Source organism: Pseudomonas sp. TH49 (assembly GCF_016650625.1).
GTDB classification, from domain to species: Bacteria; Pseudomonadota; Gammaproteobacteria; order Pseudomonadales; family Pseudomonadaceae; genus Aquipseudomonas; species Aquipseudomonas fluorescens_H.
The window spans coordinates 3,726,443-3,751,189 of the sequence record NZ_JAEKFL010000001.1 but is presented as its reverse complement, the minus strand read 5'-3'; the positions used below and the strand labels follow the sequence as shown (position 1 = coordinate 3,751,189).

General features: G+C 59.6%; 23 protein-coding genes. 6 read left to right on the top strand and 17 right to left on the bottom strand.

Annotation, left to right across the window (positions count from 1 at the left end; translation table 11 throughout):
- Window positions 1-599: 599 nt before the first annotated feature.
- The 6 genes from JFU48_RS17020 to galE form a co-directional block, all read right to left on the bottom strand.
- On the bottom strand, window positions 600-2,678 hold the full coding sequence (locus JFU48_RS17020; protein WP_201137008.1) for a YjbH domain-containing protein: 2,079 nt from the start codon (window positions 2,676-2,678) through the stop codon (window positions 600-602).
- Window positions 2,675-3,436, bottom strand: a complete 762-nt coding sequence (locus tag JFU48_RS17015; RefSeq protein WP_103520635.1) for a capsule biosynthesis GfcC family protein — start codon at window positions 3,434-3,436, stop codon at window positions 2,675-2,677. The genes JFU48_RS17020 and JFU48_RS17015 overlap by 4 nt, the downstream gene beginning before the upstream one ends.
- Window positions 3,433-4,098 (bottom strand): YjbF family lipoprotein, encoded by a 666-nt coding sequence (locus JFU48_RS17010; protein WP_103484263.1) that lies wholly within the window; start codon window positions 4,096-4,098, stop codon window positions 3,433-3,435. Before JFU48_RS17010 ends, JFU48_RS17015 begins: the two co-directional genes overlap by 4 nt.
- An 8-nt stretch (window positions 4,099-4,106) precedes the next feature.
- Window positions 4,107-5,168: a polysaccharide biosynthesis/export family protein gene (locus tag JFU48_RS17005; RefSeq protein WP_003226526.1), complete on the bottom strand. Its 1,062-nt coding sequence runs from the start codon at window positions 5,166-5,168 to the stop codon at window positions 4,107-4,109.
- A gap of 144 nt (window positions 5,169-5,312) precedes the next feature.
- Window positions 5,313-5,549, bottom strand: coding sequence for a hypothetical protein (locus JFU48_RS17000; RefSeq protein ID WP_003226528.1), 237 nt, complete (start codon window positions 5,547-5,549; stop codon window positions 5,313-5,315).
- Between the two features lie 231 nt (window positions 5,550-5,780).
- Window positions 5,781-6,797 carry a UDP-glucose 4-epimerase GalE gene (gene galE, locus JFU48_RS16995; protein ID WP_201137007.1) on the bottom strand — a complete coding sequence of 339 codons (1,017 nt, stop codon included), beginning with the start codon at window positions 6,795-6,797 and terminating at the stop codon, window positions 5,781-5,783.
- Window positions 6,798-7,186: 389 nt separating this feature from the next.
- Here galE and galU point away from each other — a divergent pair, with 389 nt between their 5' ends.
- Both galU and JFU48_RS16985 read left to right on the top strand, forming a co-directional pair.
- Complete coding sequence (gene galU / locus JFU48_RS16990; protein ID WP_103484261.1) at window positions 7,187-8,020, top strand: UTP--glucose-1-phosphate uridylyltransferase GalU; 834 nt, start codon at window positions 7,187-7,189, stop codon at window positions 8,018-8,020.
- Window positions 8,021-8,058: 38 nt separating this feature from the next.
- Entirely contained in the window at window positions 8,059-8,463 is a 405-nt protein-coding gene (locus JFU48_RS16985) for a mannose-1-phosphate guanylyltransferase (RefSeq protein ID WP_201137006.1), read from the top strand.
- A gap of 83 nt (window positions 8,464-8,546) precedes the next feature.
- Here the strand turns inward: JFU48_RS16985 and JFU48_RS16980 are convergent, their stop codons facing one another.
- From JFU48_RS16980 to JFU48_RS16945, 8 genes are all read right to left on the bottom strand, one after another.
- On the bottom strand, window positions 8,547-9,686 hold the full coding sequence (locus tag JFU48_RS16980; protein WP_201137005.1) for an SGNH/GDSL hydrolase family protein: 1,140 nt from the start codon (window positions 9,684-9,686) through the stop codon (window positions 8,547-8,549).
- A 214-nt stretch (window positions 9,687-9,900) separates the two neighbouring features.
- Complete coding sequence (locus tag JFU48_RS16975; protein WP_201137004.1) at window positions 9,901-10,944, bottom strand: acyltransferase family protein; 1,044 nt, start codon at window positions 10,942-10,944, stop codon at window positions 9,901-9,903.
- 12 nt (window positions 10,945-10,956) lie between these two features.
- Window positions 10,957-12,060 carry a hypothetical protein gene (locus JFU48_RS16970; RefSeq protein ID WP_003226536.1) on the bottom strand — a complete coding sequence of 368 codons (1,104 nt, stop codon included), beginning with the start codon at window positions 12,058-12,060 and terminating at the stop codon, window positions 10,957-10,959.
- On the bottom strand, window positions 12,051-13,280 hold the full coding sequence (locus tag JFU48_RS16965) for a polysaccharide biosynthesis C-terminal domain-containing protein (RefSeq protein ID WP_201137003.1): 1,230 nt from the start codon (window positions 13,278-13,280) through the stop codon (window positions 12,051-12,053). Before JFU48_RS16965 ends, JFU48_RS16970 begins: the two co-directional genes overlap by 10 nt.
- A complete protein-coding gene (locus JFU48_RS16960) occupies window positions 13,277-14,389 on the bottom strand; it encodes a polysaccharide pyruvyl transferase family protein (protein WP_201137002.1) in 1,113 nt (370 codons plus the stop codon). The genes JFU48_RS16965 and JFU48_RS16960 overlap by 4 nt, the downstream gene beginning before the upstream one ends.
- Window positions 14,390-14,404: 15 nt before the next feature.
- Complete coding sequence (locus JFU48_RS16955) at window positions 14,405-15,487, bottom strand: glycosyltransferase (RefSeq protein ID WP_003226542.1); 1,083 nt, start codon at window positions 15,485-15,487, stop codon at window positions 14,405-14,407.
- Between the two features lie 41 nt (window positions 15,488-15,528).
- Window positions 15,529-17,757 (bottom strand): polysaccharide biosynthesis tyrosine autokinase, encoded by a 2,229-nt coding sequence (locus JFU48_RS16950; protein ID WP_201137001.1) that lies wholly within the window; start codon window positions 17,755-17,757, stop codon window positions 15,529-15,531.
- A 38-nt stretch (window positions 17,758-17,795) separates the two neighbouring features.
- Window positions 17,796-18,236, bottom strand: a complete 441-nt coding sequence (locus JFU48_RS16945) for a low molecular weight protein-tyrosine-phosphatase (protein ID WP_003226547.1) — start codon at window positions 18,234-18,236, stop codon at window positions 17,796-17,798.
- Window positions 18,237-18,527: 291 nt separating this feature from the next.
- Between JFU48_RS16945 and JFU48_RS16940 the strand changes: the two genes are divergently transcribed.
- Window positions 18,528-19,478: a glycosyl hydrolase family 5 gene (locus tag JFU48_RS16940; protein ID WP_201137000.1), complete on the top strand. Its 951-nt coding sequence runs from the start codon at window positions 18,528-18,530 to the stop codon at window positions 19,476-19,478.
- Window positions 19,479-19,685: 207 nt separating this feature from the next.
- Window positions 19,686-20,612, top strand: a complete 927-nt coding sequence (gene tal, locus JFU48_RS16935; protein ID WP_003226550.1) for a transaldolase — start codon at window positions 19,686-19,688, stop codon at window positions 20,610-20,612.
- Between the two features lie 238 nt (window positions 20,613-20,850).
- Here the strand turns inward: tal and rssC are convergent, their stop codons facing one another.
- Together rssC and rssB are read right to left on the bottom strand one after the other, a co-directional pair.
- Complete coding sequence (rssC, locus tag JFU48_RS16930; protein WP_003226553.1) at window positions 20,851-21,333, bottom strand: anti-sigma factor antagonist RssC; 483 nt, start codon at window positions 21,331-21,333, stop codon at window positions 20,851-20,853.
- Window positions 21,330-22,514 carry a two-component system response regulator RssB gene (rssB, locus tag JFU48_RS16925; RefSeq protein WP_003226555.1) on the bottom strand — a complete coding sequence of 395 codons (1,185 nt, stop codon included), beginning with the start codon at window positions 22,512-22,514 and terminating at the stop codon, window positions 21,330-21,332. The genes rssC and rssB overlap by 4 nt, the downstream gene beginning before the upstream one ends.
- Window positions 22,515-22,788: 274 nt before the next feature.
- Between rssB and JFU48_RS16920 the strand changes: the two genes are divergently transcribed.
- Window positions 22,789-23,088 carry a PilZ domain-containing protein gene (locus tag JFU48_RS16920; protein WP_201136999.1) on the top strand — a complete coding sequence of 100 codons (300 nt, stop codon included), beginning with the start codon at window positions 22,789-22,791 and terminating at the stop codon, window positions 23,086-23,088.
- Window positions 23,089-23,141: 53 nt separating this feature from the next.
- Here JFU48_RS16920 and JFU48_RS16915 read toward each other — a convergent pair whose 3' ends face one another.
- The gene (locus tag JFU48_RS16915) at window positions 23,142-23,831 is read right to left on the bottom strand and encodes an MlaA family lipoprotein (RefSeq protein WP_103485780.1); all 690 of its coding nucleotides are present in this window, start codon (window positions 23,829-23,831) and stop codon (window positions 23,142-23,144) included.
- 194 nt (window positions 23,832-24,025) lie between these two features.
- On the opposite strand from JFU48_RS16915, the gene JFU48_RS16910 reads away from it, so the two are divergent.
- The gene (locus tag JFU48_RS16910; protein ID WP_003226562.1) at window positions 24,026-24,646 is read left to right on the top strand and encodes a hypothetical protein; all 621 of its coding nucleotides are present in this window, start codon (window positions 24,026-24,028) and stop codon (window positions 24,644-24,646) included.
- Window positions 24,647-24,747 lie beyond the last annotated feature (101 nt).

Sequence of the window (24,747 nt, the reverse complement as noted above, 5' to 3'; positions counted from 1 at the left end):
GATGTTGAATGTGCCGACGCCTTCGCGAGCAAGCCCGCTCCCACAGGGTCCGGCGGCGTTCACTCAAATCGGGCACACCACAAAATCACTGTGGGAGCTTGCCTGCAAGCGATAGCGGTGGATCAGGCAACATGGATTTTGAATGGGCTGGCGCCTTCGCGAGCAGGCTCGCTCCCACAGGGATCGGGGGGGATCAGGATATCCAGTTCATCCCGTTCCACTGTGGGAGCGTGGCTTGCCCGCGAAAGCGGTGGATCTGGCAGCACATATGCTGAATGTGCCGACGCCTTCGCGAGCAAGCCCGCTCCCACAGGGATTGGGGTGTGGATCAAGATATTTGCTTCACCCTCGAACCACTGTGGGAGCGTGGCTTGCCCGCGAAAGCGGTGGGTCAGGCAGCACATATGTTGAATGTGCCGACGCCTTCGCGAGCAAGCTCGCTCCCACAGGGATTGGGGTGTGGACCAAGATATTTGCTTCACCCTCGGACCACTGTGGGAGCGTGGCTCGCGCGCGAAAGCGTTGGGTCAGGCTGCACAAATGTTGGATGTGCCGGCACCATCGCGAGCAGGCCAGCTGCTCCCACCGATTCCCAAGGATTACTCGGTAATCTTCGAGAAGTTGCGGTAGAACATGTCGCCCTCGCGGCTATCGGTCATCGAGTGCAGCTGGAAGCTGCGATTGAGCCTGGCGCCGCCGTCACGGGTCAGGGGGGCCCAGACGAGGTTGGCGCGGCGCATGGTCGACATGCTCATCATTTCGTCGAACGGGATCGACAGGTAGAGGCCTTTGTCGAAACTGCCTTCGCCATACTCGGCACTGCCGGCGGTGGTGATCGTGGCCCAGGCGCCGAAGCGCACGCCGTTGAAGAACTCGCGAGAGATGTCGAGCGTGCCGCCCCAGTCGCCGGCCAGGTAGCGACCGACGCTGACCGCCGCCAGCGTGTCGTACGGCAAGTCGGTGTAGCCGGTGATGTGCCCGGTCCAGACCGAATAGTCGCGCAGGCCAAAACCCTGGTCGAACTCGCGCTGACGCACATAGTTCAGATCCGCCCCCACCGACCAGCGCTCGCCGGTCGGACGGAACAACACCTCACCGCCGACGCCGGCAAACATCGACTCCAGATAACCACCGTAGACCATGCCATACAGGTCTTTGTCCAACTGCTCGGCATGGCTGATCTGGAACAACGGCATGGTCACTTCCGAGGTGGTCAGGTACTGACGCAAATCGGTACGCACCCGCGGCAGACCGCTCGGCGCATCGTAAGTGAACTTGTCGAAGTTGTTCACCAGGTTGGCACTGACCAGCCCGCTCCACCAGGTGTTGCGGTTGAAACGGTACTCGGCGTCCGCATCGGCACTCAATTGATAGAGCAAACCATCCGGGCCGCCGACGTTTTGCTTGAAGCCCAGACCAACGCCATAACTGAAGTGCTGCGGCGCTTCGCTGTAGAGGGTTTTCTCGTTGTGCGGCATCGCCGGGTTGATCTCGGTGGTGCGGTGCAACGACTCCAGCGGCTCCTCATTGTTGATCACTTCGCGGAAGGTCTGACGCGGCACGCTGGTCTCTTCCAGTGGCAGGTCGTAACGCTTGTTGACCACGGTGAACCAATTGATGTCGTCGTTCACACTGTTGTCGAGAATCCGGCTCGCGCGGCCAACGGCCTTGGACGAATGGAAGTAGCGCTGCTGCTCGCCGTAGACGATCAGCTCGGAATCACGCTGACTGATGCGCTCGACCTTGTACCCGGCATTTTGCTGCAAGCGTTGCGACACGTCGGCCCAGTTGACCTGTTCCATCGGCGTGGTCGGCATCTTCGCCGGCAGCGGTTCAGGCGTCGGATCGTAGGTCTTGGCCGGCGCCTTGCGGCTGACGAAATTGGTGTGAAAGGTCACGCCGAACATCGCCGTGTTGCCCCGCTCCCACGCCGCGCTGACGTCCACCGAATCCGCCACCTTGAACACCGCGCCGAAGTTGATCGGCGAGTCTTGCTTGATCACGTTGTCCTTCGGCTCGTGCTTGTAGTCGTTGCCTTCGTATTCGAGTTTCAGGCTGAGTCGATCCCACGGCGTCTGATAGCTCACACCACCGAAGAACGAGGGCTTGCCACGGAAGTACGAACCGGCGTTGACGTCACCGGTGCCTTCCAGGGCCGGACGGGTCTTGAAGCGATCATCGAGGTAGCCCAGCGGGTTGTCGAGGTCGCCGCGATTACCGAGATAACCCCAGGCAATGCCGGCGCTGAAATCGAAATTATCAAAGCGCTTGTTGGCGACGAAATATTCGCTGGCGAACAAGCCGGTACCGCCAATGTCTCGGAAGCCCAAAGCGACATCGGGGGCCCAGTGGGTTTCCTGCCACAGCCGGACTTTGGCATCGACCGCCTTGTCCTTATAGCTCTGGCTGCCGCTCATCGACTCCGGCCCGTACGGGCGGTTGGTGATGGCGGTGTAGCGGAACGAGCCTTCGAGCCAGTCCAGCGGCTGCAGCGACACGCTGTAGCGGCTGTAAGGCTCGGTGCGGTTGGCGTTGACGCTCAGCTCGCCGGCCGGGGCCATGCGTGCGGTCGGCGTCTGCAACAGACCGGTGCCACCGAAATCATTCTGGGTAATACGCGGTTCGGCATGCACCAGACCGCACGGCAATAACAACACAGCTGCAACACGTAACTTCAACGAACCACCTCAGCCAGCTGCGTGGCAATCAATTCGGCCAACTGCTGATTCAGTTCAGGAACAGGCGGATCCAGATCATCGTTTTTCACCGGCACCAGAATCTTGCTGCCGGCCACGGGAAACTGCCCGCTCTCGCGATTCCAGTGGGCGATACCCACGCGCCGAACCGCACCATTGGGCTGGATCAGCCACAGGTAATCGGCCTCGGCATCGTCCAGCGGCGTGCAGCTTTCCAGGTACTCGCGCGCCTCCAGCAGAGGCTGATAAGGCAGGTGGCAGGTCTCGGCGACGGCGCCCAACACTTGCACCTCGTCGACCCGTTTCGGGTAAATCAGGCGATCGCCATCGTCGAGACGAATGTTGCGCGCAAAACCGACTTCCACCGCGACCGGATCGAGATCCGCGACCTGGCGCCCGGTGACCGGCATCTGCCGCACCTGCTCGGCCAGGCGCAACGCCAGCGCCGCGCGACTGGGTCGGTCAAACAACGAAGCCATGCGTTGCAACACATCAAGATCGAACAGCACCCCGGCCTTGAGCCGGGCCTGCTGTTCCAGCAACGACTGGCGCAGCAACTCACCGGCCAGCCAGTAACCTTCGGCATTCGGCACCGCCACGCTGATCACGTCGAGCAAGCGCCCGCCCGGCGGCAATTCCACCGGCCCCGGATTGGCCACATCGCCACTGACCGTGACCGCTGCCTGACTGACGCCGCTGAGCAACAGCAAAACCGCCGATAACATCCGTAAGCGCTTCATGGCAGGTGCCTGCGATCGGGGGTCAATTGCACGATGCGCACGCGCATTTGCGCGGTCAGTTGCTGCTCGCTCTGCAGGATGAAACCGTCCACCGGATCGACCCAGTAATGGTTGGTCGCGCGCAGGCCGATGGCCGGGACGTCGATACGTTCGTCAACACGCAACACGGTGTATTGCTTGTCGAGAATGTCCAGGGTTTGCGTGGATCGGCGGGAGAACCGGCTGTTGACGATCAAGCCAACCTCCTGGCCCTTGTACAGGTCGATCCAGCGCTGACTGGTGAAACCATCGGCAACTTGATGCAGGCCGCGTTTGAACGGCGCGTTGTCGGCCAACCGCGTGCCGTCCAGATCGCCCTCGACGCCGAGGCCGATGGTGCGCACGGCGAGGCCGTCACGCAGGAGCAACACCTGTTTGCCGGAAGCGACCCAGAACTGCAGATCATCACGCTCACGCACCAGCGCCAGCACCCCGGAGCCGGAAGGCGTGGTCAGTTTGACTTGCGGATACTTGACCTCGGCCACCTGGGCCGCGCTCACGTCCAGCTCATCCGGGCCGATCACCGCCGACTTGAGGTTGCGCACCGAAGCGGTCATCAGCGGGTTACAGCCACACAACATCAAGGCCGCCATCAGGCAGACGCCAACTTTCAAGGTTTTCACGGTCGGCCTTATTTGCTGTTGTTACTGAATTCGCTCCAGTTCTTCGCAGCGGAAGCCCCGGTCCCGACAATCGATGCCGACGGCACCAGTTGGCTGATGAAGCGGTTCCAGCGCGTGACGTTGGCCGGGCCGACGTACACCACGTCCTGTGGACGCACTTCAAAGTGCGAAGCGAGTGCCATGGCGGTCGGCGACTGGGCTTCCAGTTGATAGATCTTCGCCGGCTCGACATCGAGGTTTTCCACCCCGCGAATCACGTACACCGCGTTGCCGTTGGAAGTGGTCTGGCTCAAGCCGCCGACCGAACCGAGCACGTCGGAGAGGTTCATCGTCGCGGTCTTGAAGCTCAGCGCACGGGGCTGATTGACTTCGCCCATGACGTAAATGCGCTTGTTGTCGTTGTACGGCAGATACAGCTGGTCGCCGCCCTTGAGAAAGACGTGCTGCAACTCGGAATCCTGATGGTTCAGCGAGTCGAGATTGAGCGGATACACCCGGCCATTGCGGGTCAGCAACAGGCCCGACAGATCGGCGTTGTTGGTGTCGATACCGGCAGTACCGAGGGCTTCGACCACGCTCAACGGGTTGGTGGAAATCGGCTGCGGGCCGGCCTTGGCCACGGCGCCCGAGACCACCACTTTCTGACTGGCGAAACGCAGCACCGCGACATCCACTTGCGGCTCGGCGATGAACGCCGACAGGCGGGATTCGATGTCCGCACGCAACTGTTGAATAGTCTTGCCGGCCGCCTGCACTTCCTTGATGAACGGGTAGTACAGCGTGCCATCGGAGCGCACCAGTCGACCGTTGGCGTCGATCTGCTGTTGTGCCCCCGATGGCGCGGTCAGCTCCGGGTGATCCCAGACCGTGATGTACAGCACATCGTTGCTGCCGATGCGGTATTCCGCCGGCGTCGCCAACAATTCCGCCGGCACCGTCTCACGCTTTTGCGTGGCGCGGGTCATCGAGATCAGTTTGGGCGTGATCGGAATCAGCTCGACCCGACTGCTTTCGCTGGCGCCCTGGCGCGTGATGTCGCCGGTGCTCAGGTATTGGCCGGGGGAAAACATGCAACCTTGCAAAGCGATACTTGCCAACAGCAAAAGAGAAAAACTACGAGTCATAATGGCACTACGCTATTCAAGGGCGAATCTAAAAACAAAGTCACCCGACTTGCGTCGGGCGACCCTGTACTGCACTAACAAATGTTCCTGTTAGTTGTGCGTGCCGGTTGTACCGGTGGTACCCGTAGTACCGGTGGTACCGCCGTTGGCACTTCCACCACTGTTGGACGCCGCTACTGCACTGGCAACCATTGCCGTACTGGCAGCAGGCGCGGTAGAAGCCGCGACACTGCCAGATACATTGGTTACCGCAGTAAGCGGCGCTTCAGCAGCGGACGCCCAGTTGCTCAACATCGTCAACAGGGCAATCGCCATCACTTTTTTCATATCAACTCCTTTCTAACATTCGGCCTGTTAAAAACCGGCCTGTGTTAGCGGTGGTAGCGTTCAAGTCCGCAAAATGCGCGAACAAGATCCGTCGTTCTTTCACAGTCTTACCCAACTGATAAAAGTCGAACGGCAGGTTTATATCTACGGACTTGCAAAAGGCATTTCCAGCGTATTTTCCCGACGATATCTAACAGCTGACCGAAACTAACATTCAGTATTAGAACGACATCATTCGAGATAACCGCGCGGATGATTGGATTGCCAGCGCCAAGTGTCGGTGACCATGTCCTGCAAACTGCGCGTGGCTTTCCAGCCGAGCTCTTTGGCAGCCTTGGACGCGTCGGCCCAGCTCTCGGCAATGTCACCGCTGCGACGCGGCATCACCCGGTACGGCACTGGTCGCCCGCTGGCCTGTTCGAAGGCGTGCAGCACTTGCATCACGCTGTAGCCGTCGCCGGTGCCAAGGTTCCAGGTGTGAATGCCCGGGCGTCCGGCAATCGATTGCAAGGCCTTCAGATGGCCATCGGCGAGGTCGACGACGTGGATGTAATCGCGCACCCCGGTGCCGTCGATGGTCGGGTAATCGTCGCCGAAGATCGATAACTCCTGCAGGCTGCCGACCGCGACCTGGCTGATGTAAGGCAGCAGGTTGTTGGGAATGCCGTTGGGGTCTTCGCCCAGGTGCCCGCTGTGATGCGCGCCGATCGGGTTGAAGTAACGCAGCAAGGCGATGCTCCAGCGCGGCTCGGCCTGACTCAGGTCGCGCAGCACGTTCTCGACGATCAGCTTGGATTGACCATAAGGATTGGTCGGAATGCCGGTGGGGAAATCCTCGCGGATCGGCATCTGCTCAGGCTCGCCGTACACCGTGGCCGACGAGCTGAACACCAGACGGAACACCCCCGCTGCGGCCATCGCCTGACACAAGGTGATGCTGCCGCCGACGTTGTTTTCGTAGTAATCCAGCGGCTTGCGCACGCTCTCGCCGACGGCCTTGAGCCCGGCAAAATGCAGCACCGCGTCGATTTGATGCTCGCGGAAAATCCGGTCGAGCAACGCCCGGTCGCAGACATCGCCGCGAATCATCAGCGCGCTTTTGCCGCAAATACCTTCTATCGCGTGCAGTGCCGCATCGCTGCTGTTGCAAAGATTATCCAGTACAACAACTTCATAACCTGCTTCAAGCAGCGCAAGTGTGGTGTGCGAGCCGATATAGCCGGCGCCACCCGTTACCAGAATCTTCATAGCGCGGTCCGTCATTGGATAAGTGACAAGTAGCGTGTCAAGTCCCTTTTATTCAATCTGTGGCGCACCACACAAATAAGGACGACAACAGCCTCAAACAAAATTGGTTCAACCACTGGCAATAAATATTTTTGCAGGTCAAACTGTATTGCCCGGTACTTATTAGCACTCCAAGTACACTCATCACTATCAACAGATACCGACTAAAAATAACTAATAACGTTATTACCGACATCTCATAACATTGTCATGTTTTAGCCTTCGCGCTAATTGCCATTAACAACCTGACTCAGGTATTAAAGTACTCGCTCAATAATCATTGAAACTTGTGCGCCTTCGTAAGTGTGCGCATCCGTTGCCTGTGTTCCATGACTGTCCAGGATACTTTTATGATTCGTAAATGTTTGTTCCCCGCTGCCGGTTACGGCACGCGTTTCTTGCCGGCCACCAAAGCCATGCCGAAAGAGATGCTGCCGATCGTCAACAAACCGTTGATCGAATACGCCGTTGAAGAAGCACGGGACGCCGGCCTGCAACACATGGCTATCGTCACCGGTCGGGGCAAGCGTGCGCTGGAAGACCACTTCGATATCAGCTACGAACTCGAACACCAGATTCGCGGCACCGAGAAAGAAAAATTCCTCGCCGGCACCCGCGAACTGATCGACACCTGCACCTTCTCCTACACCCGTCAGGTGGAAATGAAGGGCCTCGGTCACGCGATTCTCAGCGGCCGCCCGTTGATCGGCGATGAACCCTTCGCCGTGGTGCTGGCCGATGACCTGTGCCTGAACCTGGAAGGTGACGGCGTGCTGTCGCAGATGATCCAGCTGTACAAGAAATTCCGCTGCTCGATCGTCGCCATCCAGGAAGTCCCGGCCGACCAGACCCACAAGTACGGGGTGATCGCCGGCGAGCTGATGTCCGACGGCATTTATCGGGTCAACAACATGGTGGAAAAACCCGCGCCACAGGACGCGCCGTCGAACCTGGCGATCATCGGCCGCTACATCCTCACCCCGGACATCTTCGACCTGATCGCCGACACCCAACCGGGCAAGGGCGGCGAGATCCAGATCACCGACGCGCTGATGAAACAGGCGCAGAACGGTTGCGTGCTGGCCTACAAGTTCAAGGGCCTGCGCTTCGACTGCGGCGACGCCGAGGGTTACCTGCAGGCGACCAACTTCTGTTACGACAACGTTTACCTCAAGGGCCGCTGAGACGGTCCCCCGCCCACTTCTCTATTCAGGAGACCAGCATGAACATGGCACAACATTCAGCCGACATTGAACGGGAGGTGGGCAACCTCGGGGCGGTGAGTTGGCTGCCACGCCATCAGCCGTTGCCCAGCGCCAACGAGTCATGGCTGGGCAGCATTCTGCTGGTGGAGCGCATCGGCATGTTTCCGGCGTCCGGCGACATTCGCCGAGCGCTGGCGGATCCCTATCCCCTGCTCGCCCATCTGAAACAACGCTATGCCGATCAGGCGCTGGAAATGGATGACCGTGATGGCCTGAAAGTGATCTTCAGCGACTGGCGCTTCCGCGTACGCCTGTGCTGCAACGAGCCGGCGATCATCATCAATGTCGAGACGCGGTGTGCGACGCAGTTGATGCCGCAGAAGACTGCCGAGCTCCTGAGCCAGATAGACCAATTCCAATAAACGCTCCCCCTGTAGGAGCTGCGGCACGCTGCGATCTTTTGATCTTGTTTTTAAGATCAAAAGATCGCAGCGTGCCGCAGCTCCTACATAGGTTTGGTGGGGTCGCAACTGTCCGCGTTGATGCCACTGACAATCCAGCGATAGAAGTAATCGGCAATCACCTTCCCGCCCGTGGCCGGCTGCGGATGAATCCTGTCCGGGCCGATCATCGCCGCCGCATAGCGTTTGACGTCAGGGCCGAACGCGCATTGCAGATTGGCAAAGCCCAACTGCTGCTCATGCGCCCACGGCTGCAAGACTTGCGCATACGCTGACATCGGATAGGCACTGGAACGCGTGGTGTCCTGACGCATGATCAGGTTGATGCTCGCCGCCGGTTGAATCTCGCGGATCATCGCCACCAGGCCTTGAACGTTCTGCAGATACTCCGCGGGTTTCACCCCGAAGCCCTGATCGTTGCCGCCGAGCATGATCAGGTAAACGTCGGCGGGAATCTTCGATACGGCGGCTTTCCACTGCATTTGCCATTGCGGATCCTGGTGATAAAAGTCCGCCGATGCCGCGCCCGATGCCGCCAGTTTCGAGACCCGCACGCCGTGCTGATCGTTGCTCAGCCACAGGCCAAACAAGGTCGGCGCGCCCTTCACCACTTCCAGTTTGAATGACCAGTCTGCCGCCGAAGAGAGACCTGCGAGCGGTACTTCCTGTACGCCTGCCCCTTCAAGTTTCAAGGGCTGCCAGTCTTGCGCGGGCGTCCAACGGTAACGCAGCTCACTGGGCTCGCCGTTGCCTAGGTAGAGCAGGTTCGCCTGAGTGACTTTGGTGTCGATGGCGGGTGTCGGACTGGCATCGATTTGCAGCCAGGCGCCGGGTTTGCCGGTCACCGTGCGACTGTCGGGGCTGGCCTGGCCGAGGCCGGACACTTGCCAGCCACCACCGAAAAATTTTTCGCTGCTGCGGGTGTATTTGAAGTGCGTGCCACCAAGCGCCGCGCCATGGTTGAAACCGACATAACCGGGGCCGGCAAAACCGACCTCGCCGGCCACGCGCTGCACCAGTTTGTTCAGATAAAAATTCTGCCCGGCGCTGTAGCTGTCGCCGATCACCGAGACCGACAACACCTTCCCGTTCTTGCCTTCGCGCCACTGCGCAAAGCGCTCGCGGGCATCGCCCACTTCCACCACCGACGCCGCGACGGGCTGAGCGTCATCTACTGCCAACATGCGTTATTTCCTTCAGTCTGGAATGAGGGGACTGGAGTACGACCCAGATCCATTGTAGGAGTGAGCCTGCTCGCGATGGCGTTGATTCAGACGGTGCAACTCTGATTGACATACCGCTATCGCGAGCAGGCTCACTCCTACAGGAATTGCGGTCATCTGCTGAATCTGTGTCCAGCACCGAAATCTGTGGGAGCGGGCTTGCTCGCGAAGCTTTTCAGCTATTGGCCGGCACCACCGGAGTAACGCCAACCGCTGGCTTCTTCTTCGCCGCGCGCTCCCCGAGAAACAGCACCGAAGTGACATTGAAGCGGCTGAAAATCATCGACAACATCACCGGCCCCAACAAGCCGAACAGCACGCCGCTGAGCACCAGAATGCTTTCGTCCTTTATCCCCAGCCGACCCATGACAAACCGTGAAGTCGCGGCGAACAGCACGTGGAACAGGAAGATCGCGTAAGAGTAGCCGCCCAGCCAGGTCAGCCATTTCGAGCGCATGTCACTCGACAGCAAGGCGATGCACGACACGCAGCCCACGGTCAGACCGATCAGGCTACGGCGGTCGACAATCAACTCGCGATCAATCGCCGCCACGTACAGCAGCGTCAGCGAGATCAACACAAACACCAGCGGCCCGATCACCTTGAAGCGCTGCTTCAGCGCCTCGACATTTTCCTGGCCGATCATCCCCGCCACAAAAAACGGCAGCAGGTAAATCGCACCATTGATGCCGAACGCATCAAGCTTGAACGGCGGCAGCAGAAACACCGCCGCAGCGAACCCGAACAGCAGATACAAGCGCGTCATCGAGCGCAGCAGCCCGCGCCATTCGAGCAGGCCGACGAACATGAAAATGATGAACACCGCCTGCAAGAACCAGAAGTGATTGACCGGCACCCAGAACGACAACAACGCATCGATCACCCCGACGTCCTTGTTCACCCCCGGCCCCACCGCCTGCAACACCGAGAACGGCACTCCGACGCAAAACAGCGGCACGATCAGCCGCCGCACCTTGCCGCTGAAGAATGCGGAAAAGTCATTGCCGCGAATTTTGTAGATCGAATAGATGTAGCCGGAAATGAAGGTGAACAGCGGCATGCGCACGTACACCATCGAGTCGGCGATGACGCGGAACGGCGAGCCGAGATCGATCTTCAAGCCCCCGCCCAACGGGCCGATGACGTGATAGAGCACCAGCAGCAGGCACGCCAGGCCACGCAGGGTTTCGATCTCCAGCGATTTTTTCTTGCTCGACATACAGCACCCGCCTTAATTCAGAACTCTTGATTCAACCCGCACCGGTTTGTTGGCGCGCAACATCAAACCCAGGCCGACAAACAGCACCGGCACCACCATGGAAAAGTGCCGGGCGAAGGAGCCGAAGTCCGGTTCGAACAAACCCTGCACCAGCAGGAACGCCAGCGGAATCGCGATCAGTTCCTTGGGTTTGGTTTCGATCGGTGCGCCTTTGTAGTCGGTGGAAGTGATGACTTTGAACAGCAGCAGCGCGGTCATGATCATCAACGCAACGAAGATCACCTGCCCCGGCCCGGACAACAGAATCAGCTCCACCGGGAACGACAGCCGGAAGAAGATGATCATCGAGTCCAACGCCTGGGAAACAAAGTCGCTGCCGCTGAGCCACGAGACGATCAGCGATTTCGAGCCCTCTTCCCCCGCCGTACGCAACTCGTTGTTGCTGGCGCGAATCGACGACACCGGAAACCCCAGCGCCAGCTGAATCGCCATGGCCACCGCCAGATAAAACAGGAACAACATCAGGAAGAAAGTGAAGCGCGACACGTACTTTTTCATCACGCAGACGCCGACCCACGACAGCGAAAACAGAATCCAGTAAGGGCGGATCAGCACGCCGTAGATCACCGCCGACAGAAAAAATCCGCCGCGGTATTTGCGCGTCAGCGAGCTGAACAAGATGCTCAGCACCGCCACCGAAACGATGATTTCCTTGGTCAGGTTTTCCAGAAAAAACGAACGCACAATCCCCCATAGACACAGGGTGCCGAAGATCGCCAGCGGCATGCGCCGGAACACCACCACCGGAATCGCCGTGAGGAAGAAATTGCAGAACATCCCGTAGGCCCAGGCGTTGGTCAGGTTGATCCCGGTGGGCCGCAGCAGGAACGCCGAACACTCGTAGGAGGAGCGATCCGGCGAGAACGGGTTCCAGAAATTGCAGTTGTCGGCGCGCGCATAGGACGACCACAACGTCATCGCATCCGGGCCCGGAGCGCGGGGGATCAGCAGCGGCATCGCCACCGACAGAAACAGCCCGGTGAACAGAATCAGGAACGACAGCGAGGAATCGAGTTTGCGTCCGCGAAACTCGATGCACGGCAACTTCAACCCCATGCCAGCGCCCCTTTTGCACGGGTCGCCCGAGTCAACACGGCGATCACCCCGAGCTGGACGATGATCGCGAAGACATTGCCCCACGCCGCGCCATAAATCGAATAGTGCTTGATCAGCAGGTAGCTGACCGGCACCGACACCAGCAGGCAGATCGCCGCGCTGGCGAATGACACTCGACTGTTTTTCGAGGCAATCAGACCGCCCCAGACGATGTCGCCAATGGCCCGCAAGGCAAAGGAAAAGATCAGCACGCCGAGAATCGCGTTATCCGGACGCGGCACGCTGGTGGCGACGTAATCGAGTACCACGTTGAAGAACAGATAGATCAGCACCGCCACCGCCGCCGACACCAGCAGCGAGCGCATCACCCACTTGTTGACGAACAAATGCCTGACCGTGAACGCCTGCTGATCCGCCTGAAACCGCTTGGCCAGCACCGGAATCCCCACCACCGCCACCACCGCGTAGGACAGCGCCTGCAAAGTGTTCGCCGCCGACCACGCGTACACGTATTTACCGAGATTGGCATACGGTTCGAGATCGGCAATCAGGAAGCGCTCGGCGTACTGACTGAGCGCGATCAACCCCGTACCGAAGTAGAACGGCAGCCCGGCCTTCCACACGGTCGCGGTAGTCAGTGCTTCGCTGACCCGGCCCTTGTGCACATTCACCACGATCAGGTAACCGGCGATGATCACCAGCACGTTGGCGGCCACCCACAGCCACAGCACACTGGCGATGCCGGACACCCAGTCGAGCATCATCCCGCCCACCGCCAGCAGCGCCCAGAGGCCGGTCTTGATAAAGAACAGCAGCGCGCCCGCGGTGGCTTTCTGCGCGGAAAACACGAACGAATTGATCTCGAACGACAGGTGTTCGGTGAGCAGCACCAGCGTCACGCAAAGAATCAACGCGGTGCCCGCCTCGACCTGCTGGAACAGCGAGTAAATCCCCACCGTCACCAGCGACAGCAGCAGCCCCACCGCCAGATACAGCAGCAGGACTTTGTCGACCACCCGCCGCGAGCTGCCGCCGACGCTGATCAGCCGATTGATCTCGGAACTGAAACCGACGCTGTAGAACTTCGAGGCGATCAGCGACGCTGCGACCACCACGCCATAAAACCCCAGCGCTTCGTAGCCCAGGTAATGGGTGATGGCCAACACCAGCAAGAACTTCGCGCCTAGAGCTCCGCCGCGCAGCAGCAGGCGAAATATCATCGAACGATCCCTTTGATGATCTCGTCCATGGCCACGGTTTTTGCCTCGATCTCGCGGCAGGTGTCGGTCAGGCGCTTGCCGAAATTCGACAGGGCATTCGGCGCGTAAACGGTGTCGATGATCTGCTCGACATCGATGTCGCCACCGTTGATCACCCAGTCTTCCACGCCCATGTCCTGATAGGCGCCAAAGCCCTTGCGCTCATAGCTGATGTGGTACGCCGGGACACCGGACAGCAGCGACTCGATGGCGCCGTGCAGGCGCACCGAGATCACCAGGTCCGGCTGATATTTGGCAATCGTCGCCTTCAACGACAGCAGGTCTTCGCTGATGCCCAACTCGCGATAGAACGCACCATCATCGTTGCCGCGAACGGCGCTCTGCACGGCGCAGACCACTTTGCTTTTGTTCTTCAGGCGCTGCAGCAGCAACTTCAGGTTGGCGACGTAAGCGACCTTCTTTTCCTTGCTCCACTCCGGCGGTTTGCGCAGCACCACGCACACGGTGGCCGGCGACGCGGCGCAGCGGGTGAACTTGGGTTGCTGAAGGATCTTGCTGGCCAGCGACTGCACCGCCAGATCCGGCGCGCGGTAGACGTTTTCGCAGGCATCGAACATCGCCGAGGAACGGTTATCGCGCACGAACACCGCATCGGCGCTGGCGTAGTGCTCGACGATCTTGCGGCTCTCGCCATGGAACGGCCCGATGCTTTGCGGCAGGTACACCGACGGCACCTTGCTGAGAATCGCCGTTTCCAGTTGCTTGGCGTGGCCCAGTTTCAGCTTGATGTGTTCGAAGGCACTTTTCGAGCGCATGTAGCCGCCACCGACGCCGACGATCAGATCGGTCTTGCGCAACAGATCCGCCAGCCCGGCATACGACTGATTGAGGAACACCGCCTGCTTGACCCGCCCCAGCCCCTTGGCCGCCATCACCGGCGCGTCGAAACGCGGGTGCGGCAAGTAGGCGAAAGACTGCGGATCGGACGCCACGACATTGATCGCGGTGTCGTCGCCAAAGTTGCGCTGCACCAACGCGATGGCCAGATCGACGAGCAAGCCGTCACCGGAGTTGGACGCACTGTAGCCATGCAAAATCGTTACGTTCATAAGCTTGAGTTCTACTTAATAAGTGGGAGCGCAATACACGTCGTAGGTCTGGCGGATCATCAGCGCGGCGCTGAAACGCTCGCGCACGATGTTCCGGCCCTCGCTGCCGAGGTCGAGCAACCGCGGCTTCTGGATTCGCGCCAGCACATCGGCCAGCGCCTGGTGATCACCGGTAGGAAAGACGTAGCCGGACACCTCATGGGTGACCAGTTCGGGCAGCGACGTGCAGTTGCTCGCGATCACCGGCAAACCCATGGCCATGCCTTCCAGCGGCACCATGGCGAAGCCCTCCCAGCGACTCGGGACAATCAGCGCGTCGGCCTGTTGATACAGCGCCTGCACCTCGGCCGGGGTGACCCACGGCAGGTACTCGACGGCGTCCATCTGCGGACACTCGACCTTGTCCTCGTTGACCGCACTGCCGACCACCGTCAGTTTCAGATCGCTGCGCTGCACCTTGGCAAACGCCTTGAGCAACACGTCGAAGCCTTTCTGGTAGTCGAGACGACCGACGAACAGCAGATGAATCGGCGCGGGGCTCTCGGCCTTCGGCGCCTCATCGCGCTGATGAATGCCGTTGTAGATCAGCTTCATGCGCGAGCGCTGAATGCCGAACCGCGCGGCCTTGTCCATCTCGTAGCGGCTGACGCAGATGATCACGTCGGTGACCCGCTGCAGGACGCGCTCGATCCACGCGTAGAGCTTCTGCTTGGTCGGCGAGCTTTCCATCAGGAACGAAAAGGCGTGCGGGCAGTAGACGATTTTCGGTTTGCGCCACGGTCGCAGAAGCACGCAGACCACGCGGCCGATCACCCCGGAAAAAGTGCTGTGCAAATGCACCACATCGGGTTTTTCCTTGAGCATCACTCGGGTCAGTTGCCAGGCAAAACGCAGCAGCGAACGCACATCGCGCCCGCTGCGTTCGAACGTGCGAATCTGCTGCTCATCGATACCGTGCAGCTCTTTTTTCTGGTCGAGCGGCACCAGATAGACCAGCTCGTAATTCGAGTCCTGGCCTTCGGGAGAGGCCGAGATGGTGCGGATAACGGTGGCGACCCCACCTTTTATCGTTTCAGCCACGTGCAGTATTTTCTTCACAACCCACCCACTTCCTTGCATGTAAGGACAATCGCTGACACTCAGGATTTGTCGGACGCGTATTCGTAGTTGTAGTAACCGTAGTTGCCGTTGCCGTAGTAACTGGCAGCGCGCTTCTCGACGCCGTTGAACACCGCGCCCTTGAGCTCGATGCCGTTCTGCGCGAAGCGGCGAATGGTCATTTCGATCTCTTTGGCCGGGTTCACCGCAAACCGCGTGACGATCAGGCTGATCCCGGCTTCACGCCCGACAATCGCCGCGTCCGTCACCGCCAGCAGTGGCGGTGTATCGATGATCACCACGTCGTAGCGCTGACTCAGCTCGGCGAGCAGATCGCGGAAGTTGGCGTGCATCAGCAGCTCGGAAGGATTGGGTGGAACCTGGCCACGGCTGATGAAGTGCAGGTTGTCGATTTCCACCTTATTGATCGCCTGCTCGATGCTGCAGCGCTTTACCAGCAGGTCCGACAGACCATTGGCGATCGGTACATTCAGCGTCTTGTGCAGGTGGCCCTTGCGCATGTCGGCGTCGATCAGCAACACGCGCTGACCGCTCTGCGCCATGACCGCCGCGAGGTTGGACGAGACGAAGGTCTTGCCGACCTGCGGGCTGGGGCCGGAGATCATGATGCGGTTGTTGGTCGAATCCAGCGCGGCGAAATGCAGGCAGGTGCGCAGGCTGCGAATCGACTCGATGGACAGGTCGGTCGGGTTGCGCAGCGCCAGCAGATAGGCCGGTGTTTCGGCGGTGATTTTGGCCCGGCCCTTTTTCGTGTCCTCGTCGCGCTGCAAGGCGCTGTAGGGAATCGAGGCGTACACCGGCAGCCCGAGCTGTTCGATGGCTTCCGGGCCTTCCAGACCTTTGCTCAGGGATTTGCGCAACAGCACCAGCGCCACACCGAGAAAGGCGCCGAGGAACGTCGCGATCAACACGATCAGGGCTTTTTTCGGTTTGACCGGACTGCTCAGGTCGACATCCGCCGGATCGATCAAGCGTACGTTGCCCACCGCACCGGCGCGGACGATGTCCAGCTCCTGGGATTTGTTCAGCAACTGCGTGTAGATCTGCGAAGCGACTTCCACATCGCGGGTCAGGTTGAGCAGTTCCTGTTGCGTCGCCGGCAGATCGCCGACCTTGCCTTCCAGCGATTTCTGCTGCTGGGTCAATTCGCCAATCTGCGACATCAGCGCGCGATACGCCGGATGCTGCTTGGTGAACTTGCGATCCATTTCCGCCTGCTGCATTTTCAGCTCGGAAATCCGCGTTTCCAGCGCCACGGATTGACCGAGCACCGATTGGGTTTCCAGGGAAATGTTCACGGTCTTGCCACGGGTCTGATACGCGTTGAGCGCATCGCTGGCCTTGGCCAGATCACGCTTGACCTGCGGCAGCTGGCTTTGCAGGAACGCCAGGCTTTGCGCCGCTTCCGCCGAGGTGCGGCGCACGTTCTGATCGACGTACAGCGCGGCGATCTTGTTGAGGATCTTCACTGCCTCGGCGGCATCGGAACTGGCCAGCGCCAGGCGAATAATCCCCGACTCCTTGCCTTGCTCGGAAATATCCAGCGCATCCTGGTAACCCTGAATGGTCACAATCCGTGGATAGCGCACCACTTCAAAGCGCGTGCCTGGGTTGGCTTGCAGGCGTTCGATCAAACCCTCGACGCCGTCCTGGGCGAAGGCTTCGCCCGCGACGCCCTCGACCAGCAGGTTGTCGTCGTCATCGAGCAACTGGAAGTGCTGTTGTTCGCCAGCCACCAGGGTGAGCTTCTTGCCCAACAGTTCTTTGGGCAGGTTGAGGCGGGTAAACTCCAGACGCTCGCCGCCCCAGGCGTAGCTGTTGAGGCCAAAACGCGGCGGCGCCACGCTGAATTCGGTTTCGCCGCGATAACGCCGTGCGAGAAAACCGCCGATGACCGGGAAGGTGTTGGGGGTGACGTCGATGTCCAGGCGCAGATCGTCGACGGTTTTGCCGATCACCGCGCGGGACTTGATGATGCCGATTTCGGTCACCGACGGCGATTGCCCGCCGAGCATGCTGCTGAGGTCGGAAAAGCCGAGCATGTCGTTCTTTTTCGGTTCGACCTGAACCAGCGCGTTCGCCAGGTACACCGGCGTCGCCAATACCGCATAGGCAACACCAGCGGCCATGAAGGCACCGGTGAATGCACCGATCAGCCATTTCTGGTCGATCAAACTGCCGAATATACCCAGAAGATCAATACTGTCTTGATCGTTATCACGGTTGGCGATTACTGACGGTAACTGCATAAGTCTTTCTTACCATTCACTGATCTGAAGAATATTCATCAATGTCCGAGGCGCTGCGCCCACGAGCTAACAGCATCTTCAATCAATGCATGGGCATGAATAAAAGCGGCCTTACCTTGACGATACGGATCCTGTATTTCTCTTTCGCTCTGCCACTTGCCAAGAAGAAACACTTTGCCTCGGGCGTGCGAGGCAATCTTCAGTACCTGATTCACATGTTGTTTTTCCATGACCAGAATCAAGTCTGATTCATTGACGATATCGGCGGTCAATTGCCGGGCCTGGAAGCCCTCGGCGCTGTGCCCGTGGTCTTCCAGCACCTGGCGCGCCGACGCTTCCATGCCCTCGCCAACCCGCGCCGCGAGGCCTGCGGAAGTCACAGAGATGGTTGAGGGGGTCAGCGCGTTACGCAGCAGAAGTTCTGCTGTCGGACTTCGGCAAATATTGCCAACGCACACGACAAGGATCTTTTTGAACAAGGTTTACATTCCTGTGTAATATCATTCTGCCAACATCTAGAGCGGATCTTAATGAACCCACTAGATCATTCCGCACTCAGAAATAGATTCGCCCTGTCAGTACCAGTGTATTAAGTACCACAGCGCCAAAAGTCGCCAAAATAGAATTACCGGACTAAAAATAACTGTGATTTTCAGGTCTGGTTTTCCTGACAAAAAATAACATTGGCGCACTTAGTGCCAATGTTAGTTTCGAAGCAGTTATCACGAGATACCTTTTCGCCGTTGTCATTTCTCACCTGGAGAACCGACATGAAGTCAGTCCATCTCAAACACCTGAGCGCCCTGACCCTGTTACTGCTGGCGGCAACCGGCGAGAGTCAGGCCAATGAACTGTTCCCGGCATTACCCACCAACAAGACCATCGGAGTTCAGGTCAAAGTCCAGACCTTCTCCGCTGCCGACGCCGAGCGCGTCAAAGCCACCGGATTCAGTTTCGTGCGTTTTGGCGTATGGACTGACAGCCTGCCCAGCGCGGCCTACCAGAAGCAGATCAGCGATGCCTTCGCCGTGGCCCGCGCAGCCGGTCTGCCGGTGCTGATGACCCTGCGCGCGACCAAGCCGTTACCGGCCAATGATCTGGCGAACGCGGGGGTCGCGTATGCCAACGCGCTGACCAGCCTGGCAGCGACCTATGGCTCACAACTGGTCGCAGTCGAGCTGTGGAATGAGCCAGACCTCGACACCTACTGGCCGACCGGCAATTTCGATACGACATTCGTGCCGTTCATGAGCGCGGCGTGCAAAACCCTGCAGGACAAGCCGCAAGCCATCCCGGTGATCGGTTTTGGCTTTGCCCGCCCGCCGACTGCCGGCTCGGCGTCCACCGTGGCACTGAACCGAATCGTCAGCGAATACCCCAAATGCCTCAGCGCGGTTTCCTACCATCCCTATGGCATGACCGGCACGCAGATCAGCAACGCCCAGACGTTTATCCAGCAGAACTTCCACCTGCCGGGGGTGATCAGCGAATGGGGTATCTCGGCGCTCCCCTCCAACGGCGGCACCGAAGGCCAAGCCAGTAAAATCAGTGCATTCGTGGCCGATATCAAAACCCGCAACATTGCCCTGACCTCGATTTACGAATGGAAAAACAGCGACACCGGCAGCAATGACCGCGAGAAGAACTTCGGTCTGTTGACCGCCGACGGCCAGCCGAAACCGGCGGAAACTGCGGTCAAAACCCAACTGAGCCAGCAATAACCTCCATTGATGTGCCCAAAGGGCGCTGGCCGTCAGTTGCTTTGAACCTGTGACCGCTTTTGGCATCGTATTCATCGATACCGCGCCCCGCCCATCAAGCAGCCGTTCTCAGGTTGTTGCCAGCGGGGCCTCCGATACGCCCGGATACCCTTGAGTGACTGTCAGCGCTCGGGTAATGTCGTCAAACCCACAGGACAGAGCACACCCATGACTTCCAAGCTGGAACAACTCAAACAGATGACCACCGTGGTTGCCGACACCGGCGACTTCGAAGCGATCGCCCGGGTCAAGCCGGTCGACGCCACCACCAACCCTTCCCTGCTGCTCAAGGCCGCCGCCATCCCGGCTTACGCCGAGCTGCTGAACGCCTGCGTCAGCGACTGCAAGGGCGATGTGGGCCTGGCCAGCGACCGTTTTGGCGTCGCCGTGGGCCAGGAAATCCTCAAAGTGATCCCGGGCCGGATTTCCACCGAAGTGGATGCGCGCCTGTCGTTCGACCAGGACGCCGTGCTCAAGCGTGCGCATCGTCTGATCGAGCTGTACGACAAGGCCGGCATCGGCCGTGACCGCGTGCTGATCAAGATCGCTTCGACCTGGGAAGGCATCCGCGCTGCCGAAATTCTCGAGAAGGAAGGCATCCAGACCAACCTGACCCTGCTGTTCTCCTTCGCTCAGGCTGCCGCTTGCGCTGACGCCGGGGTGTTCCTGATCTCGCCGTTCGTGGGCCGCATCTATGACTGGTACAAGAAGGCCAACGGCAACGACTACACCGGTGCCGATGATCCGGGCGTACAGTCGGTGACTCGCATCTACAACTACTACAAGGCCAACGACTACAAGACCGTGGTCATGGGCGCCAGCTTCCGAAATCTGAGCCAGATCGAGCAACTGGCCGGTTGCGACCGTCTGACCATCAGCCCGGACCTGATCGACAAGCTCGCGGCAGACACCGGCAAACTGGAGCGCAAACTCGCCCCGGGCCACGCTGGCGAAGCCCGCCTGATCCTGAACGAAGCGCAGTTCCGTTGGTTGTCCAACGAAGACGCGATGGCCACCGAGAAACTGGCTGAGGGCATCCGTCAGTTTGCCCGTGACCAGGAGAAACTTGAGGCGCTGCTGCAGGCCAAGCTGTGATCTGAGTCGCTGAAATGCAAAAAGGGCGAACCCGGTTGGGTTCGCCCTTTTTTGTTGGTGTTGATCAGTGCAAATGATGACTTATGGCAGGTGGTGTCCCTGTGGCGAGGGAGCTTGCTCCCGATGGGCTGCGAAGCGGCCCAATTGGCTATCCGAGTTCTTCAGAAACACCGTGCCGGCAGGTTTTATGGCTGCTGCGCAGCCAAGCGGGAGCAAGCTCCCTCGCCACAGAGGCCACTCAGTGTCTTTCGAGGGCATTCACCAGATCATGGAAGGCTTCACGATTGGAGTCGTTCAGGCCCATGAGGATCTTGTGCGCTTCGAGCACCTTGATCCGCACCACTTCTTCGGACTGATCCTGATCCGGCAGGTCGTCCAGGCACTCGGGGCAAGGCACCGGGTGGTTGACGATGTTGAACACCTGCTCGAAGCCCATCGACTGCAGCAGACGGGTGATGTCTTCGTGGGTGGTGACGACGGTCGGCAGCAGGCCGACCTTTTGCCGCGACAGGATCGACAGTTTGGCCAGCAGACCGAGGGTGGTGCTGTCGATGCTACGGGTTTCGGTCAAATCGATCACGATCGCGTTGAAATTCAACGCGGTGAAGATTTTCTCAATAGTCGCATCCAACGCCGAACACAGGGTCAGGCGAACTTCACCGACGAACTTCAGGACGAAGGTGCCGTCCTGCTCGGCGAACTGGATTCTACCGGTACTCATTGAAGATTCCTGCTCAACACCAACAGGGCGATATCATCCGGCATCTCCCCTAGCGTGGCCAATTCAAACACTTGCCGCAGACCATCCAGGCTGCCGCCCGCCGCCTTCACCCGTTGAGGCAAAGCAGCTTCTTTTTCCTTGAGCGTCGGTTCTGGCAACAGATCCAGAATGCCGTCGGACATCAGCGTCAGGCTGAAAGTCGGAGGCAGCTCAAGCACGTGATCTTCGTAGGTGGCCTCATTGAACAAGCCCACCGGCAAACCGCGGCCTTCGAGGTAACGAACACTGTCAGGCGTGTACAACACAGGCAACGGCAGATGGCCGCCGATGCTATAGGTCAACAAACCGGTCTCCTCGTCGATGACTCCACCGACCATTGTGACGTGCTTGCCCAGCTTACAGCTGATCAGCCCCCGGTTGATATGACCAAGCACTTCCGAAGGCTTGAATTCCGGCAACGTGCCGTTGCGCTTGGACTCGAACAGCAAGCGCGTGGTCATGAACTTCAGCAGCACGGTGACGAACGCTGAAGAGGCGCCATGGCCCGAGACGTCGGCCAGGTAGAAAGCCACCCGACGCTCGTCGACGCGGAAGTAATCGACAAAATCACCCGACAGGTACAGCGACGGGATGATCTGGTGAGCAAACTGGAACTCGTCAATGCGCCACGGGCTTTCCGGCAGCATGTTCATCTGCACCTGGCGACCGGCGTTCTGGTCTTCCTGGAGCAGGTTCAGGCTGGCTTCGAGCTCGCGGTTGGCCTTCTCCAGCTTCTCGCGGTAGCGCTGGTTCTCCAGCAACAGGCGCGCACGATCAAGCGCGCGACGCACCGAGTGCTCGAGCACGGCCAGGTCTTCGAGAGGCTTGATCAGGTAGTCCGCTGCACCCAGGCGCAGCGCCTCGACCGCGTCGTTCATCACGCCCGCCCCCGAAACGACGATCATCGGCGTTTGCGGTGACCGCTCGGTGACCTGACGGATGAATTCGAGACCGCCCATCTGCGGCATGCGCAGATCGCAGATGACCAGGTCGGGCTTGTCTTGCTCGAATACCTGAAGACCCTGTTGGCCGTTGCTGGCCTGCAGGACGCTGAAACCACTGTCTTCCAAATAGGCCGCGAGGCTCGCGCGCACTACTTCGTCATCATCGATTATCAGCAGCGTGGCACTGGTTTTTGGCATGTGGGCAAACGGCGCCAGAATTAGGTTGGCGTAGCAGGCGGGGCATCGGCCCGGCTCAGACTACTGGATTCGCTTTCTAGCCTCTCTGCTGCACCGCTTTCGAGCACTGAGCCGGAACGCGATTGCACCAGAGGTGCCCTTCTAAGGCGCAGACGGTACTCCCATCCGCGGGGCGTTTCAAGCATGCGCCGATGGTCGCTTGACGACTTTACTTGTCAAATCACCGAGAGTTATAAGAACAGCTCAAACCGTAACCCAATGGAAGGTCAAAGCCATGAGTCAAACCGGTCGGGACTACAGCGAAAAGCGCGATTTCATCCGCATGCGGGTCGATGCCGATGTGGTGTTGATTCATGAAGGGGATCAGGTGTCGGGCGTGTGCATCGACCTCTCCAGCAGTGGCATGCAGGTTGAAGCACCGCGCCAGTTCGCGGTCGGCGACCGCTTGAGCGTGCGCATCGACTCCGAGCACGCGGCGCTGAGCGGACTGGAGGCCGAGACTGAAGTGGTCTGGGTTAAGCCCCAGGACCGTGACAGCCAGAAACTCGGTCTGACCATTCTGAAGATGAAATAAGCGCACACAAAAAAGGCGGCCTCAAGAGGCCGCCTTCTGGTCATGGATCGACATTAAAAATCGTCTACGACCTTGCCATCCTTGACCTTGAACTCGCGGTTCTGCAGGTAGGCGTTGCGGATGAAGGTGTATTTGTCGCCGCTGATCAGCTTCTCGCTCGACAGCAGGCTGGCGCGGGTGTCGACGATGTTCAGGCCAAACGTCGAGTTACGCACCGGGATGTCGTTGATGTAGCGATACGGAGCGGTGTAGCTGTCGACGTACTTCGACGGTGCGTCACGCAGGGTGCTAGGGCCGAGCAACGGCAGCATCACATACGGACCGCTGCCAACGCCCCAGTAACCGAGAGTCTGACCGAAGTCTTCGTCGCTGCGATGCAGGCCCATTTTGGTGCCGACGTCGAAGAAGCCCAGCAGGCCGAAGGTGGTGTTGAAAATGATACGCGCGGTATCGACACCGGCTGCTGCCGGTTTGGCCTGCAGAATGTTGTTCGCCAGGTTGGTGACATCACCGACGTTGCGGAACATGTTGTGGATGCCGTCCTCGAGGAACTGCGGCGTCACGTACTCGTAGCCCTGCGCCAGCGGCTTGAGCGCGTAGGTGTCGACGAAGTCGTTGAACTGGAAGATCGGGCGGTTGACGCTTTCCCAAGGGTCTTCTTCCGTTGCGGCGTTGGCGGCGAACGGAACCAGCAAGACGCTGGCACATACACATAGCTGAGCGAGAGGATTGCTCCAGCGCATAGAAAAACTCCTTGGATTTTTACTGGCGCGGGCACCCGGGCCCAGGCGTTAAGACCGCTAGTATAAGCGCAAAAGCCGTTTTGGGCAGTCTACCAATGAAGAGTCGTGTAGGACCTTTCCAAGCCCCTTCACACGTCTGTCATCCAACTGTCACCGCCGTCCCCTAGCCTCATGACTATTTCAGGGACGTTGCCATGACACACGCTGAAGCCTTGCCTGTCGCCGCACCCGGTCTGACCGCCGTGCTGTTCGGACTCAGTGGCTGTCTGGTGGATTTCGGTGCCCGCGCCCATCAACACGCCAGCGTACTGCCCGAACAGGCCGACGCCACGCCCGGCGCCCTCGACAGCCTGCTCAGCCTGCAGCGCCAGCAGATTCCCTGTGCGTGGATCGATGAGCTGCCCCCGGCCCTCGCGCAACCGCTGGCGGCCTCGCTGCCGGGTTGGATCAAACCGACGCAATATTCAGCAACAATCAATCCATGGCCAGCGCCGAACGCCTGCTGGCAGGCGCTGATGGGGTTGAACGTCAGCCGTCTGGATGGCTGCGTGCTGGTCAGCGGCGAGCCACGCTTGCTGCAATCGGGCCTCAACGCCGGGTTGTGGACCATTGGCCTGGCGTCCTGCGGCTCGTTGTGCGGCCTGGCGCCGAGCGAGTGGCAAGCCTTGAGCCAGAAGGAACGCGAGCAGCTGCGCGGCAAGGCGACCATGCAGTTGTTTGGCCTCGGCGTGCACTCGGTGATCGATCATCTGGGCGAACTCGACACTTGCCTGGCCGACATCAGCCTGCGCCGCCTCAAAGGCGAAAAGCCCTGACCGGGATCATGCAGGTTGCAGCAGAGTGGATTAATCTAAAGGTCAGCCATAGACCTTTGGCGCGCGGCTGTGGTCAATGCCAGTGCCTCTAGATAAAAGGA